Source organism: Parapedobacter deserti (assembly GCF_042646065.1).
Classification (GTDB): Bacteria; Bacteroidota; Bacteroidia; order Sphingobacteriales; family Sphingobacteriaceae; genus Parapedobacter; species Parapedobacter deserti.
In genome coordinates this window covers 1-15469 of record NZ_JBHRTA010000008.1, presented here as the reverse complement: position 1 = coordinate 15469, position 15469 = coordinate 1, and the positions used below count along the sequence as shown (strand labels likewise).

Genomic DNA, 15469 nt, shown 5'->3' with positions numbered 1-15469 from the left:
AAAGCGTTGATAAAATAATTAACTGTGCGCAAATGTACGTGAATTCCGGTTACTTTCCAAATAACTGCAACATTATGAGCATTGAACAAACTACTGCAAAGGGTAAGGGGCGTTGATCTACCTGGCTCCTACGCTTTGTCACACTTTAATATAAATACCTTTCCGATCCAGCAGGAAGCAAATCGCCCAACACAGCGCTAGGAAAGCCAATGCATAGCAAATTGACCCCACTTCCGGCGGCCCGGGTATTTTCGCACACACTTCGGTATAGAACCACCGGAGCGGCGTGGTATCCCCCACCCTCACCAGCCCGAGCAGTCGGGGCAGTGCGCCGCTGAGGACAAAAATAAACAAAGGATTTTTGCCGAACACGTCAAAAAACCTCGTGAGTCCGTTCCGCACATCCCGAATCTCGATGAACCAAATCATTGTTCCGATAGTCAACAGCGCGAGTCCCGTAGTATGAAGGACATATGAACTCGTCCATATTTTTTTATTAATGGGGAACGCAAGCCCCCAGAACAACCCCAACAACACTAATAGTACAGCCACCACAAACAATCCGCTCAGCATACTATAAATGGGCTCGGCTGATGGCCGCGATTTCGGCCACAACCATTCCACGCTACCCTGCGCCCTGATATACCGGCCGGTGAGATAGCCCAGCACGACCTGTACAATGGACGGCAGCGTGCTCACCAAGCCTTCCGGATCAAAGGGAACACCTTCTCCCTTGTATAGGTGGGCTACGCCTAGCACCTGCTTATCAATGGCCGTACCGAACCAACCCGCCAAGCTGTAAGGATCCGAACCCCCAAACGTGGCACATAGCACCCAATACACCAATAATATCAACCCCGACACGCCAATCACCCACTTCTCTTTTAGGTAGTAAACCAAGATCGAAGCAAAGCAATAAGCCAGGGCGATCCGTTGCAGCACGCCCAATATCCGGATACCACTGCTGGGATCCGCCGGATTGACCCAGTGCTTCATCACCAACTCCCCTTCACGCCATTGGAGAAATGGCCACCAATTCAGCAGCAAACCAATACCGAATATCAGCGCGGTGCGTTTCAGCACCTTTCTCCAGAAAACCATATCCCCCGCTTCACGCAAGCGAGGCATTACAAACGCCATAGCATTCCCAACTGCAAATAGGAAGAAAGGGAATACCAAGTCTGTCGGGGTACAGCCGTGCCAGTCGGCGTGCTTCAAGGGCGAAAAAAGGTGCGACCAGCTTCCTGGGTTGTTTACCAGAATCATCAATGCCACGGTGGCTCCGCGGAATACATCAAGGGAATGGTATCTGTTGTTCATCTTGTCAAATCAGTGATCGGGGCGGTTGGGACCAAAAGTAAACCGAATTAAATTAAAAAGGAAAATATCCAGTCGGAAGCTGAAACCACAAACCGTATCATCTTATAAACCAACGAAATAACACGTCTTAACATTTTTTTTTAAAAAGATTTTATTCAAATGTCAAGAATTTATTAAGTTTGCATAAGTTATTAATTTAGCGGCACCGATTCATTACTAAATTGTGAAACTCCACCGAACAGACCAGCTAAGAAAAGCGATATTCAAGTTGCTTTATTACAAAGGTGCATTATCCTTGGCCGAGCTGAGTGCGTATACCAATAAAAGCGTACCCAACATCACCAGCATCATGAATATCTTTGTAAAAGACGGCTATGTGGTAGAAGATGGACTGGCCCCTTCCACGGGGGGTAGGCGGCCCGTTAAGTACCGGCTCAACGAAAAAATGAAACGGTATGTTCTGGCTATTGCAATGGATCAGTTTATCACTCGGATTGTTCTGTACAACCTGGTAAATGAAGCCGTACATCCCGAGGCAGGCTTTTCCCTTCCGCTGCAGAACAATCCGGAAGCGCTCCAACAGCTGAGCGTATCTATCGATAAATACCTCACGTCATCCACCGTTCGGCGTACACATATTGTTGGCATCGGCATTGCCATGCCGGGGTTTATAGATATTGAAAAGGGCGTGAACGCCAGTTTTCTTACCGATACGGGCGATGTAGGGTTGCGAGACTGGATAACCAAGCGTACGGGCATCCCTACTTACATTGAAAACGATTCAAGCGCCATCGCCATTGCTGAACTGCATTTTGGGGCTGCAAAGGATATGCAGGATGTGATGGTCGTGAACATGGGCTGGGGCGTCGGGTTGGGAATGATTGTCAATGGCAGTTTATTCAGGGGACACAACGGCTACGCCGGGGAGTTCAGCCACATACCGCTTTCCCACTCCAACAAGCTTTGCTCCTGCGGAAAACGTGGTTGTTTGGAGGTGGATGCATCATTACTCGTAGCCGTCGAAAACGCCAAGCAAGCCATTGCCAATGGCACCAACTCACGGCTCGAAAAGCTATTTTTAGATCATAGCAAAGCAGAGGGTGACCACCTTATTGAAGCGGCCTGTAGCGGCGACCAGTTAGCTGTTGCATCACTTTCGGATGCGGCCTTTATGATGGGCAAAGGCATTGCCACGCTAATTCACATCATGAATCCCAGGCGAGTGGTCATCAGTGGACGGGGGTCGGCAGCTGGCAGGCTACTACTGCCGCCCGTGCAACGGGCCATCAATGAATTTTGTATTCCGCGATTGGTTGAAAACACCGAAGTGGTGGTGTCCGAATTGAGCTACCAAGCCGAGCTGTTAGGCGCAGCAAGCCTGGTGATTGAAAATTATCAATTGGGCCAACACGTTGATGCAGGGCTAAATGCAACTGCGCGGAAGTTAAGTATCTCTTGATCAAAGTCTTTTTTTTAACCAAATAAAAACAACACAAAACATGAGAATTTTTTACGTAAAGTGTTGCATGGTGATCATGGCCTTGTTTGGCACGGCGACCATAATCCATGCACAGCAGACCGTCTCCGGGGTCGTGACGGATGCAAATGGCCCGCTGCCGGGGGTAAGTGTCTCGGTACAGGGGACCACAAGGGGTACGCAGACTGATACCGACGGACGTTACTCGATCCAGGCGTCACAGGGTGAGACACTGCGATTTTCCATCATTGGTTATCAGATGCAAGAAGTTAAGGTTGGCGCTTCTAACACGGTTAATGTTCAGCTCAAAGAAGACGCAAGCGAGCTTGGTGAAGTAGTGGTAACCGCAATGGGTATCAAACGCGAGCAACGCAAACTTGGATACGCGGTATCTACGGTAAGCGGCGCTGAAATTACTCAAGCGGCACCAACCAACTTCGCTTCGGCATTATACGGCAAGGCCACCGGTGTGAGCATTAACACAAACGCTGGCGGTGGAAATTCGGCTGTAGCGATCGACATCCGGGGAAACATGAACTCCATCAGTTTCCAGCGTCAACCCCTCCTAGTAGTCGATGGCGTCATCACACGAAATGGCGAAGCGAATAACGATGGTTACTGGGCGGATCAGCGCATTAGGGGCAATGGAATCTTGGACATCAATCCTGAAAACATCGAAAGCATTAATATCCTGAAAGGTGCTGCGGCGTCCGCCCTGTACGGTTCCGATGCTGCGGCAGGTGTTATTGTAGTAACCACAAAAAGTGGGCGTGGCTCTGACGGATTTGGCGTTGAGTTCAGCGCTACCTACGGCATCGAACAAGTCGGCGTATTGCCGGATTACCAATTTGATTTCGGTGTAGGATACGAAAGAAGTATAGCTCAAGCTAATTTCGGCACTAACGACGCCGGCTTTATCGAGCGTGTAGTGCAGAATGGCCGAATATGGCTGGGCGACCCGACTAATTCAAATACGGTCAGTGTCCCTGCACCCAGCCATTTGAGCAATGGTGACATTGTCCGGCATCCTCATTTTGGCGGATGGGCGCAATTCGGCCCACGTTTTGACGGAAAGGAAACTTTGTATTGGGATGGCCAACTTCGCCCCTACGTCGCTCACCGAGACAACTATCAGCAGTTCTATAGGAATGGTCACAATGGCATTTACAATATTGCAATATTTAACAGCGCGGTTAACGGCAATTACCGCTTTTCCTATACGAGAAATGACTATCAAAGCGTGATGGAAAGTGGCCCGCAGGGCAAAAACACCTTTAATCTGAATTCCTCATACATTGTTACGCCAAAGATCTCTGTCGACTTAGTGGCGAACTATGTCAACGAACAAATCACCAACCGCCCACACATGATTGACCGACTGACCAACAACTACACCGGATTCTTAAGCCCAGCTCAGGACATTCGCTGGTTTATGGATCGGTACCGGACTTCCCGCGGTTTCAAATATGTGACATCAGCCAACCGTCAAAATGACCCTGAAGAGGCATTTGTACTACCGACGGCAGGAACAGACTATATGGACTATTTTTGGCACCAACGAGAAAATCAGCTGATCGAACGAAACAATAGGCTGATGGGAGCTGCGACCGTCACTTACAATATTTTAGAGAGTTTATCAATCCGTGGCCGGTTGGGCACGGACTTCACCAATCAATCTCGGGAGCACAAACAATCTAACGAAGTACCGTTACACGTTGGCACATCGGGTGGATATAGCACTGGATCCGACCGTCTACAATTTACTTACGGAGATCTGTTGCTTAGTTATAACACTCAACTATCTGATCGGATCGGACTATCTGCACAGGCTGGCTATCAGGCACGTGAAGAAAGCTATGTGTTTACAAATCAAACCACGCGGGGCGGATTGTCGACGGTTAATTGGTTTAGTCTATCTGCATCCAACCAGATTTCGGGTGGAACATCTACTCGGCAGACATTGGTTAAAGACGGATTGTTTGCAATCCTTGGATTTGACATCAATAACTACCTATTTGTAGAGGGATCGCTTCGCCAGGAGCGTGCCTCGACACTCGCTCCGGGAAATAACGTATTTTATTTCCCTTCAGTAAGTTCAGCTTTTGAATTGAGTAACGCGTTTACACTTCCCTCTTTCGTCGATTACAGCAAGCTTAGAGCTTCATACGGCGTCGTCGGTAACCCGCCCGTTCCCTATGCGACAAACGTGGTCTATAACGCTAACTCAGCAAGCGGCACACCTACGCTAAATCCTCAAACTGAGTACGGAAATAATGAATTGCGCAATGAAATCAAGCATGAATTTGAAATCGGCTGGGAAACCCAATTGGTAGGCAACCGCATAGGTTTCGACGTCACATACTACAATAACAATATTGTCGATATGATTCTACCGCTTGACGTAGCTTATAGCACAGGGGCACAACGGATCATGCAAAATGTCGGCAACATGCGGAACTATGGTTTGGAACTCGGCCTATCGGGCACTCCCATCCGAAATAACGCCTTTTCTTGGGATTCGCGCATCAATTTTGGCTTCAACAGAAACCGGGTTACCGCTTTGCAGGATGGCATGAGTGAAATCAACCACTTTGATGTAGATGGCGGATCGATTTATGTGCGTTCGAGGGTGGGACATGCCGCAGGTGATATATTCACCTATACCCTCTCCCAGCACCAAAATGGAGAGCTATTAGTGGGAGAAAACGGCCATTACGTACCAAACTTTAGCCAGATGGTCCATGCTGGCAACATCCAGCCCAAGGTTGTAGGTGGATTTCTAAACAGCTTTAGTTATAAAGGAATAATGCTGAATACCGTGATCGACTTCCGTTTCGGCGGCCAAGTATTTTCTCCTGCTATTCACTACGGTCGAAGTGCCGGCATGTTTACTGAGACCTTACCTGGCCGTGATGAACAGACGGGAGGTATACCTTACTACCGAAATGCCGATGGCAACTTCGTTCAAGTGCCCGCAGGCACAAGTGTTGGACCTAATGGTGAGGCAATCTTTAATGACGGAATCATTCTGGGTGGAGTAACAGCCAATGGAGAGCCTAATACGCGAATTATTGAAGCGGGGGCATACTACCGTTTGAGCCATGGCTGGGGTGCTTTTCCAGGACAAGGGGTAACGGGAACCTATGAGCGCGCGATATTCGACAATGACTTTATACGTATGCGAGAAATCGCATTGACGTACACGTTGCCATCTGGTATTGCCGACAGGCTAAAAGCAAGCCGTGTTGCCATTTCTGCTTACGGTAGAAACCTTTTCTTTTTGCATAAAACCATACCTCATCTGGATCCTGAAGCAACCATCGGAACGGACTGGTTGACGCGGGCGAATATCGGTAATGCAGGTATTGTACCACGGTCATTCGGACTCACGTTGCGCGCCGCATTTTAAGAGAATAAGTCAATGAATTTTAACAAATGCAACAATCATGAAAAATAAACATATTATATATGCGACGCTGGTACTTGTTTCAGCACTTTCGTTGGCATCCTGCACTAAAACGGATTTCGACGACAATTACTATGATCCTGAACGCTCGGTATATGCGGATGTTCCTAAACTATTTACGGGCCTACTTTACAATCATGACCGTAGAAGCGCCCATAATATTTTTCCGAGGTATTTCCACTTCTTTACATTTCGCGTCCCCATGTTAGGCACGTACTCGCAAACATACGGCTACCAATCCGCTAACGGAAGGTATGAGCAGAATCCCGCCTATACGCAAGATTACTGGAGCTTATTTTATACCTCCTATGTTGCTTCCTACCGCGAACTTCAGCGACACATTGAGGCTTCCTCTCCAGAGGAGCAAGAGGGATACCGATTGTTTCAGGAGACTGCAAATATTTTCTTCTATGACCAAGCCACCCAAGTAGTGGATATGTGGGGTGATATTCCCTTTTTCGAAGCGGGGCAGCTTGTTCAAAGCGGTGGCGTCATTCGCAATGCGCCTTTTGACTCGCAAGAAGAAATATACAGTTTTATTTTGAATGATCTGAAGCGGATCGCAGATTGGCTCAATACCGCAGAAATTACTCCGTTCTATAAGTCTATGTTCAATGGTGCGGATATCCTTAATGAAGGAGACATCGAGGGTTGGAAGATTTATGCTAATTCGCTCCGACTTAGACTGGCCATGCGCATTTCTTACCAAAACGATGCCAAGGCTCGGGAAATAGCCGCAGAGATAATCAACAATCCCTCGGTTTACCCTATCATTACAAATAACCAGAATTCGGTAAAAATCGACGCTCGCGGTGATCAACTGCGCTCAGTCGTCGTTGATGACGGAGCCGGTATCCGTGGAGGACTGGAATCTGGGGGGAGGAACATCGCGCCGGGTGTTATGATTAATGAATACATGAACCCCGCAAATGACCCCAGACTATATGCTATGTTTTCCCGCAACCGCGAAGGCCAGTATCGCGGTCTTGACCCCACACTCACTTCAACTCAACAGGCCGATCTGATTTCCGCTAACATGATCTCCCGTTTGGATTCAGCCACGTACAGTACAAATGACAAGTATCCCGGCATTCTGATTACAGCGGCCGAAATCAGCTTCTTCAAAGCGGAAGCCGCTGAACGCTGGGGAGTCGGAAATGCGGCTGAAGAATATGAGCGGGGCATACGGCAATCCATCGATTTCATCTATTACATCAATAGTTTGAATGACAATGCCGACGGCACGAGCTATACGCCTAAGACCCCACCGACGCCCGCCGCAATCAATGCGTTTCTTAGTCACAATCTCATCCGTTACGAAGGCAGCCAAGAAGAACGACTGGAAAAAATCGGCATACAGCGGTGGATAAACTTCGGCGTGATGCAGGCGCATCAAGCATGGGCAGAGTACCGCAGAACTAAATACCCCGCCTTGACCTTTTCCCGAGACAATAATTCCGTTCAGGCTCCAGAACCGCCTAACAGGTTGCTGTACCCGGAAAACGAACGGATGTACAACGCTGAAAATTACAACGCTGTAAGAGCATATGATACACCGCAAAACAAGGTATTTTGGGATGTAAAATAATCGAAAACCGTGTGAAAGAGCCGCCTTTTCCTGCGGCTCTTTCTATTTCTGGCTAAAAGATTGTTGACGGTAAAGTTGCTTAGCAAACGTAGCACAGAAATTTGAATATCACATTTGAACAAATCAAGCGTTAGATGTATGGACCAAAAAACACGGAGTTATGAAAACAAAACCGAAAATTAAGAAAATAAAAACAACGGTATTTGTGTTCGCTTGGCTGTTGCTATTTGTATTGGCATCCTGCGAGAAAAGAGACCAGCAGTTTGAAGAAGATGTTTTCAGGGTGACTTATTTACGCCCATCGGACGGCTGCCCCAGCGGGCCTTTGATCCAGTTTAGGGAAAAAGATGCCGAACGTCTAAAGCATTTTCTTCCAAAAGGCCATCCAGAGGAGCACGCCCATTATGGCCCCATATCAGCCACCAATTTGGATAACACTTATAACGCTGGGCAATCTCTTGTGATAAAGATTCGCCAGCCTATCGGAAATGAATATCCATTTTGCACGGCTAATATACCATGGTACACAAGCGTTTACGTGCTTGAAGTACAGACGAAGTGAACTAAACGACTTACAGGATCAAAGTCAATGCTACTTACTAATACTGCCAGAGCGACCGAGTTTGTATGGATCAACATCAATTGTTAGACTTATGATTTCTAAGAATAAACACAATACACTATTTCTTTTTTTTATTTCCTTCACGGCTGTTTCCTACGCCCAGCACCACAACATATCCGCCGGATATATCCCGCCATCCGACCCCTTGGTGCAGCAGAACCTCGAAGAATGGCAGGACCTGAAATTCGGCCTTTTTATGCATTGGGGCACCTATAGCCAATGGGGTATCGTAGAGAGCTGGAGCCTCTGCCCTGAAGATGAGGGGTGGACGGTGAGACGCGGCCCCCATTCGGATAACTACTTTGAATACAAGAAGGCTTACGAAAACTTGCAAACAACGTTTAACCCCACAGTATTCAACCCCGAAAAATGGGCGCAAGCAGCACAGCAGGCGGGCATGAAATACGTGGTCTTCACCACCAAGCACCACGATGGCTTCGCGATGTTTGATACCAAGCAGAGCGACTACAAGATCACCGACGCGAAGACTCCTTTTTCAAGCAGTCCACGTGCCGACGTGACCAAGGAAATCTTCCACGCATTCCGCGATAAGGGCTTTAAAATCGGGGCGTATTTTTCAAAACCCGACTGGCATACCGAACATTATTGGTGGCCCTATTTCCCGCCGAAGGACCGCAATGTGAATTACGATCCCGGTAAATATCCTGAGCGGTGGAATAAATTCAAGCAGTTTACCTATAATCAGATAGAAGAGCTGATGACGAATTACGGCAGGGTGGATATCCTGTGGTTGGACGGGGGATGGGTGCGGCCGCTGGCATCAGTGGATACGACGGTCGACTGGCAGCGTACTATCAAAGTGGAACAGGATATCGATATGCCTCGCATTGCCGCCATGGCACGCCGGCACCAGCCCGGCCTATTGGTGGTAGACCGTACCGTGCCGGGCGAGTTTGAAAACTATGTCACACCCGAACAGCAGGTGCCCGACAAACCGCTGGATATCCCTTGGGAAAGCTGCATGACGATGGGAAATTCGTGGAGTTATGTACCGGACGATACGTACAAACCAGCGCGCGACATTGTGCACACGCTTATCAAAATCGTTTCCCGCGGGGGCAATTACCTTCTCAACATCGGCCCCGGCCCGCATGGCGACTGGGATCCAGACGCCTATGATCGCCTGCGGGCTGTGGGCGGCTGGATGGCGATCAACGGCGGGGGGATTTACGCCACCCAACCGGTAGCGCCGTATAGCAACGGCGACAACATTTATTACACCCGTCAAAACGATGGCAGCGCAACTTATGCATTCATGCTGTCAGCAGAAGGCACGGTTGAACTACCTGCAACCGTTCGGCTGGTTATGCCGAAAGGCCAATCCGTCAAACAGGTGGAATTGCTGGGCATCGGCAAACTCCGGTTCAAAGAAACGGACGGTGCATTGGAAATCACCATACCGAAAAACAGACGCCAACCGGCAGACTTACGGTATGCCGCCGTGTTTAAATTAACGCATTGATGATCAATAAGCATAGCACGATGAAACTTGCATCGATATTTATTCAAGCCGCCGCTGCGTTGGCCGTCCTGGTACTGCCAGATGTGCAGGCGCAATCCCTGCACCGCTTCACCGAAGCCCTCTACATCGAGGTTCCGTACAGCTATGGCCGCGAGGCCGTCTATACGGATGAGTTACTGTGGCATTACCACAGGGGTTCGCTAACCACGCCTGCACCGGGACAGGCATTGGAAGGCAGCACCGCCGGAGAAGGCACTGCCGTGTGGTCGCCGGTTACCGCCGACACCTCCGGCTTCTTCCGCCCCCGACCCGGCGCGGGCGGCAATCTGAATAGCCCGAATAATCCGGCTGGGCCGGGGCGGATCGATCGCCAAAGCAGCCAAACACCGCGCACTCTCCAACGCTGGCGTCCGGGTCCCAGCTACATATATACGACATACCGGTCGCCAAAAGCGCAAAGCGCCGTACTCAATATCCGTGGCAACAGTGCCGTGCTGGTCAACGGGGAACTGCATGCGGGCGATCCCTACCGGCTGGGTTGGATGGCCATTCCCGTAAACCTGAAAAAGGGGCTGAATGAATTTTACATCCGCGGATTGTTCGTGGCGGCCGAACTCCACTTTCCCCAAAGCGAGGTATACATAGATCCGACGGATGCCACCCTGCCCGATATCGTTGAAGGCAAAGACAACAGCCAGCTGGTCGCCGGCCTCGTGGTGGTAAACACCACATCGAAACCGCTGGTCAATCTGTCCATAAGCAGTACCGTGCAGGGGAAAACCGTTTCGGCCACCGTACCTGCTATCCTTCCCTACAGCAGCCGCAAGGTGGCTGTGCCCATTGACGGGTCGGGCGTAACGCAAACGGGCGACGTGCCGTGCCTCATCGCCCTGAAAGGGCCGGGCAGGGCGGCCCATGAACAGCCGATCTCGCTGCGGAGTGTTTCCGCCGCTACGCCCTATCGCGTCACATTTATCAGCGGCATAGACGGCAGTGTACAGTATTATGCCGTTAATCCGGCAAGCACGGGGGAAAAGCCGGGCGATGCACTGTTTTTTTCCGTACACGGTGCAGGCGTGGAAGCACTTGGGCAGGCACAGGCGTATACCGCAAAGGATTGGGGCACGCTGGTAGCTCCCACCAACCGTCGGCCGCGTGGCTTCAACTGGGAAGACTGGGGGTGCCTCGATGCACTTGAAGTGCTCAACCTGGCCCGGCAGTCGCTCCGCCCCGATACGCAGCGCATTTACCTGACCGGCCACTCCATGGGCGGCCACGGTACGTGGTTCCTCGGCGCCACCTATCCGGATAAGTGGGCGGCTATCGCGCCCTGCGCTGGATACCCTACGCTAAAGGGCTACGGATCAGCCGACGGACTGATACCCGAAAAGGGCCGGAATGCGCTGGAAGACATGCTGCTGCGTGCCAGTAACCAGAGCGATGTGATCGCCTATGCCTCAAATTATAAGCCGTTAGGCATTTACATCCTGCATGGCGATGCCGACCGTACGGTGCCTGTTGAATATGCCCGGCAGATGCGGAAGGTGCTCGGCGACTTCCACCCCAACTTCGCTTACTACGAATATCCTGGCGGATCGCACTGGTACAGCAATGAAAGCGTGGACTGGAAACCGCTGTTTGACTACTTCCAATGGCACAGGCGCAAAGTGGATACCGCCGTGCACCATATCGACTTCACGACGGCCAATCCCGGCATATCGGCTTCTTACTATTGGGCATCCATCGACCAACAACAGGAACCGCTGATCTATTCGCGTATCGTACTTGACCGCGACGTAAAGGCGGGAACGATAAACGGAAAAACCGAAAACGTCGGCCTGCTGCGCCTTGATATCGGCGCGTTCGCCCCGGGACAGCCTGTCCACATACGCCTGGATAGCCTGAATGAAGTCAGCTATCAACGTGCCGAAACCGATCTGCTTTACCTGCGGCGTGAGGCCAACAGCTGGCGGATAACCGAACCGCCAGCACACGCCGAGAAAGGGCCGCACCGCAACGGAAGCTTCAAGGAAGCTTTCAACCACCGGATGGTTTATGTGTACGGCACCCGCGGTACTGACGAGGAAAACCGCTGGGCCCTGGAGAAAGCCCGCTACGATGCTGAATCATGGTATTACCGGGGCAACGGTGCATTTGACATCGTGGCAGACACCGAGTTTGACCCCAGGGTGTATGCCAACTGCAACATCATTCTGGTTGGCAACGCCTCCACAAACAGCGCATGGCACAGCTTATTGTCCGACTGCCCGATCAGGGTGGATCGCTCGGTAGTTCGGATAGGAAGCCGGTACCACCAGGGTGACGATCTTGGCGGATATTTCAGTTGGAAGAAGCCGGGAAGTGATCACTTTTCCGTTGGCGTGATCACCGGCACGGGCATCAAGGGCATGCGTGCTGCGGCGGCCAACCAGTATTTTGCCGGTGCCAGCGGATTCCCGGACTACCTCTTCTTTGAGTTCGATATGCTGAAGCATGGATCCGATCATGTGGTCGATGCCGGATACTATACCAATCAATGGGAGATTAATCAATGAAACGATACTTCATATCAGCCTGTTTAGCTACATTTATCGGAACGGCCCGCCCGGCACAACAGCTGGTACCCCCCGATTCTATACGCGGAAAAATGCAATGGTTCGCTGATGCGAAGCTCGGCATCTTCATCCATTGGGGCATCTACGCCGTAGACGGGTTGAGCGAAAGCTGGAGCTTCCACAACGGCGATGTGCCTTATGACGCCTACATGAACCAGCTCAAGGGCTTTACCGCCACGCACTACGACCCCGAGGCATGGGCGGCGCTGATTAAAAAGAGCGGCGCCCGGTATGCGGTTATCACGACCAAGCATCATGACGGCGTGGCGCTTTGGGATACCCAGCAAGATCACTACAGCACGGCGAGGCATACTCCCGCGGGGAAAGACCTGCTTACCCCGTTTTATCGCGCCCTTGACCGGCACGGTATCAAACGTGGCGCTTATTTCTCTTTACTGGACTGGAGCCACCCCGACTACCCGGGCTTCCTGAAAGACAGCAGCCGCTACGCCATAGCAGATAACCCCGGACGCTGGCAACGGTTCCTTGCATTCAACCGGGCGCAAATGGATGAACTCACCAAGCAATTCAACCCTGACCTGTGGTGGTTCGATGGCGATTGGGAACACAGCGCCGACGCATGGGATGCCGCAGGTATCCGCCGACGGCTGCTTGCCGCAAACCCGGCAACGATCATCAACGGCCGGCTGCAGGGCTATGGCGACTACGATACACCCGAACAGAACTTTCCGGTTACGCGCCCCCGGTTCGATTGGTGGGAGCTGTGCATGACCACCAACAACAACTGGGGGTACCGGCCGAGCGATACCGCTTGGAAAACACCTTACGAGATCATTACCATTTTTGCCGATGTGATCGGAAATGGTGGCAACCTCCTGCTTGACATTGGCCCAAAAGCCGATGGCACCATCCCCCCGCAGCAAATAGACATCCTCGAGGCGCTGGGCGACTGGACGGAAAAACACGAAAAGGCCATCTTTGGCACGGTTGCCGGGTTGCCACAAGGTCATTTCCACGGTCCCTCCACCTTGTCGAAGGACTCGACGTCGCTGTACCTGTTCATACCGGGAAAAGCGCAGGGTCCGGTCGTTGTCAAGGGGCTGTCCAATGATATTGTCCGTGTCTCCGACGTGGCTACCGGAACTCCAGCTCCGCATAAGATCGTGGGCAAGATCTCCTGGAGCCCCGTACCGGGACTGGTCTATATCGACATCCCCCAGGAAGCACAGGATGCGTACATGAATGTGCTGGAAATCAAGCTCGACGGTCCGCTCAAGTTATACCGAGGCCACGGAGGGCTGGGCGCAGAATGAAAAAGCAATTTAAATGGATGCCTCTTGTATGCGCATTGGTTCTGCTTTGTGTACAAACGGTCCGGGCACAGGACTTTTCAGTAATTGCCTATTACACCGGTGATGACAAAGCCATTGACCGCTATGAAGTCGACAAGTTGACCCACATCATCTTCAGTTTCGGACATCTGAAGGATGGCCTTTTCCGTATTGACGACGGCCGGGATACCGCGGCCATCCGGCATCTCGTATCACTGAAGCAGCAACGCCCGCAACTGAAGATCATGCTCTCCCTGGGCGGCTGGGGTGGCTGCGAACCGTGTTCCGATGCCTTTTCCACGGCAGGTGGCCGCCAGCGCTTTGCCCGGTCTGTCAAAGAAGTAAACGACTACTTCGGCACGGATGGCATTGACCTGGATTGGGAATATCCCGCCATCCCGGGGCATCCGGGACATCCATACAAACCGGAAGACCGCGAAAACTTTACCGCCCTGGTTGCTGCGCTCCGAGAGGTGCTGGGCGATAGCAACGAGCTCAGCTTTGCCGCCGGCGGGTTCCAGAAATTCCTGGATGAATCGGTCGAATGGCACAAAGTGATGCCGCTGGTCGACCGGGTCAATATCATGAGCTATGATCTGGTACATGGCTACTCCACCGTCACCGGCCACCATACCCCGCTCTACAGTGTCCGACCGGATGAAGAGTCGACCGACCGGGCGGTGCAGTACTTGACCGAGCTCGGCATTTCGCCGGAAAAACTGGTTATCGGTGCAGCGTTTTACTGCCGCGTATGGCAACATGTAGCTCCGGGCAATAATGGCCGTTACCAGCCGGGTGAGCATACCAACGGTTATCACTTCAAGCAATACAAACAGGAACTGACTGCAGAGAAAGGCTGGCGGTATCACTACGACGAACAGGCCGAAGCCCCCTATTGGTATAACACCAAGGAGCGAAAATACGCCACTGGCGACGATATCCGTTCGGTGACAGCTAAGACGCGCTATGCTCGTGAAAAAGGCCTCGGCGGCATCATGTTCTGGGAACTGACGTTGGATAAGGAACGTGGAGGCCTATTGGATGCGATCGCAACGGCAATCGACAACAACCAATAGGCATCAATACATCAATATTTTAACACGGTGACCTCCGTACGCCGGTTGGCCTGATGTGCGTCTCTTGAACATGGTGGCGGTCCACCATTTTTTGCTGACCGTCAAATAACGTCACAGCCGCAGCGGCCAACCGTTCGCCGCTCTGTTTATTGGACGTTGTCCCCTGCAACACGAGCATATTCCCATTCGTCTGACATGGTTAAAAAAACCTCGGGCTCAGCAACCGCTGGTCTCTGCGCCCGAAGGTGATGCCCAGTGTCACTTCATGCGAGCCGTTCTGCACGCTGCTCAGCTGGCTCAGGATGTAATCGTACGAGTAACCCACCCGCAGCTGCGGCGTCACGTACAGCTGCGTGATCGCCGATACCGAGTTGCGCCTGTTCAGCGCATTGCCCGTGAAACGCGCGTAATCCTTCCGGAAAACCGTAACACCCGTGCGCCAGCCCCCGCCGATCCAGAAACGGTCCCCGAATACGAACATCGCATTCACATCCAGGCTGGTCGGACCCCGGAAATCCTCCTTCAGCAGC

Annotated in this window: 10 protein-coding genes; 8 read left to right on the top strand and 2 right to left on the bottom strand. The window is 51.6% G+C overall.

Translation table 11 applies throughout. The features are described from left to right. Window positions 1-138: 138 nt before the first annotated feature. The gene (locus ACFOET_RS01825) at window positions 139-1320 is read right to left on the bottom strand and encodes an acyltransferase family protein (RefSeq protein ID WP_379018970.1); all 1182 of its coding nucleotides are present in this window, start codon (window positions 1318-1320) and stop codon (window positions 139-141) included. Window positions 1321-1543: 223 nt separating this feature from the next. Here ACFOET_RS01825 and ACFOET_RS01820 point away from each other — a divergent pair, with 223 nt between their 5' ends. From ACFOET_RS01820 to ACFOET_RS01785, 8 genes are all read left to right on the top strand, one after another. Further along, entirely contained in the window at window positions 1544-2779 is a 1236-nt protein-coding gene (locus ACFOET_RS01820; RefSeq protein ID WP_379018968.1) for an ROK family transcriptional regulator, read from the top strand. Between the two features lie 40 nt (window positions 2780-2819). After that, window positions 2820-6206 carry a SusC/RagA family TonB-linked outer membrane protein gene (locus tag ACFOET_RS01815; RefSeq protein WP_379018966.1) on the top strand — a complete coding sequence of 1129 codons (3387 nt, stop codon included), beginning with the start codon at window positions 2820-2822 and terminating at the stop codon, window positions 6204-6206. A 37-nt stretch (window positions 6207-6243) separates the two neighbouring features. Further along, window positions 6244-7851 carry a SusD/RagB family nutrient-binding outer membrane lipoprotein gene (locus ACFOET_RS01810; RefSeq protein WP_379018964.1) on the top strand — a complete coding sequence of 536 codons (1608 nt, stop codon included), beginning with the start codon at window positions 6244-6246 and terminating at the stop codon, window positions 7849-7851. A gap of 160 nt (window positions 7852-8011) precedes the next feature. Then, window positions 8012-8413 (top strand): hypothetical protein, encoded by a 402-nt coding sequence (locus ACFOET_RS01805; RefSeq protein ID WP_379018962.1) that lies wholly within the window; start codon window positions 8012-8014, stop codon window positions 8411-8413. A 91-nt stretch (window positions 8414-8504) separates the two neighbouring features. Continuing rightward, on the top strand, window positions 8505-9956 hold the full coding sequence (locus ACFOET_RS01800) for an alpha-L-fucosidase (RefSeq protein ID WP_379018960.1): 1452 nt from the start codon (window positions 8505-8507) through the stop codon (window positions 9954-9956). A gap of 20 nt (window positions 9957-9976) precedes the next feature. Next, window positions 9977-12511, top strand: a complete 2535-nt coding sequence (locus ACFOET_RS01795) for a carboxylesterase family protein (protein ID WP_379018958.1) — start codon at window positions 9977-9979, stop codon at window positions 12509-12511. Then, window positions 12508-13845, top strand: a complete 1338-nt coding sequence (locus tag ACFOET_RS01790) for an alpha-L-fucosidase (RefSeq protein WP_379018956.1) — start codon at window positions 12508-12510, stop codon at window positions 13843-13845. Before ACFOET_RS01795 ends, ACFOET_RS01790 begins: the two co-directional genes overlap by 4 nt. 17 nt (window positions 13846-13862) lie before the next feature. Next, the gene (locus ACFOET_RS01785; protein ID WP_379018954.1) at window positions 13863-14939 is read left to right on the top strand and encodes a glycoside hydrolase family 18 protein; all 1077 of its coding nucleotides are present in this window, start codon (window positions 13863-13865) and stop codon (window positions 14937-14939) included. Window positions 14940-15138: 199 nt separating this feature from the next. Here ACFOET_RS01785 and ACFOET_RS01780 read toward each other — a convergent pair. After that, on the bottom strand, window positions 15139-15469 hold a 331-nt coding region (locus ACFOET_RS01780; RefSeq protein WP_379018952.1), incomplete at its 5' end, for a type IX secretion system membrane protein PorP/SprF.

What these genes read in the sequence shown, in the direction of transcription:
- ACFOET_RS01825 (WP_379018970.1), bottom strand. Translation starts at nt 1,320, where the DNA reads ATGAACAACAGATACCATTCCCTTGATGTATTCCGCGGAGCCACCGTG.
- ACFOET_RS01795 (WP_379018958.1), top strand. Translation starts at nt 9,977, where the DNA reads ATGAAACTTGCATCGATATTTATTCAAGCCGCCGCTGCGTTGGCCGTC.
- ACFOET_RS01790 (WP_379018956.1), top strand. Translation starts at nt 12,508, where the DNA reads ATGAAACGATACTTCATATCAGCCTGTTTAGCTACATTTATCGGAACG.
- ACFOET_RS01800 (WP_379018960.1), top strand. Translation starts at nt 8,505, where the DNA reads ATGATTTCTAAGAATAAACACAATACACTATTTCTTTTTTTTATTTCC.
- ACFOET_RS01785 (WP_379018954.1), top strand. Translation starts at nt 13,863, where the DNA reads ATGCCTCTTGTATGCGCATTGGTTCTGCTTTGTGTACAAACGGTCCGG.
- ACFOET_RS01805 (WP_379018962.1), top strand. Translation starts at nt 8,012, where the DNA reads ATGAAAACAAAACCGAAAATTAAGAAAATAAAAACAACGGTATTTGTG.
- ACFOET_RS01810 (WP_379018964.1), top strand. Translation starts at nt 6,244, where the DNA reads ATGAAAAATAAACATATTATATATGCGACGCTGGTACTTGTTTCAGCA.
- ACFOET_RS01815 (WP_379018966.1), top strand. Translation starts at nt 2,820, where the DNA reads ATGAGAATTTTTTACGTAAAGTGTTGCATGGTGATCATGGCCTTGTTT.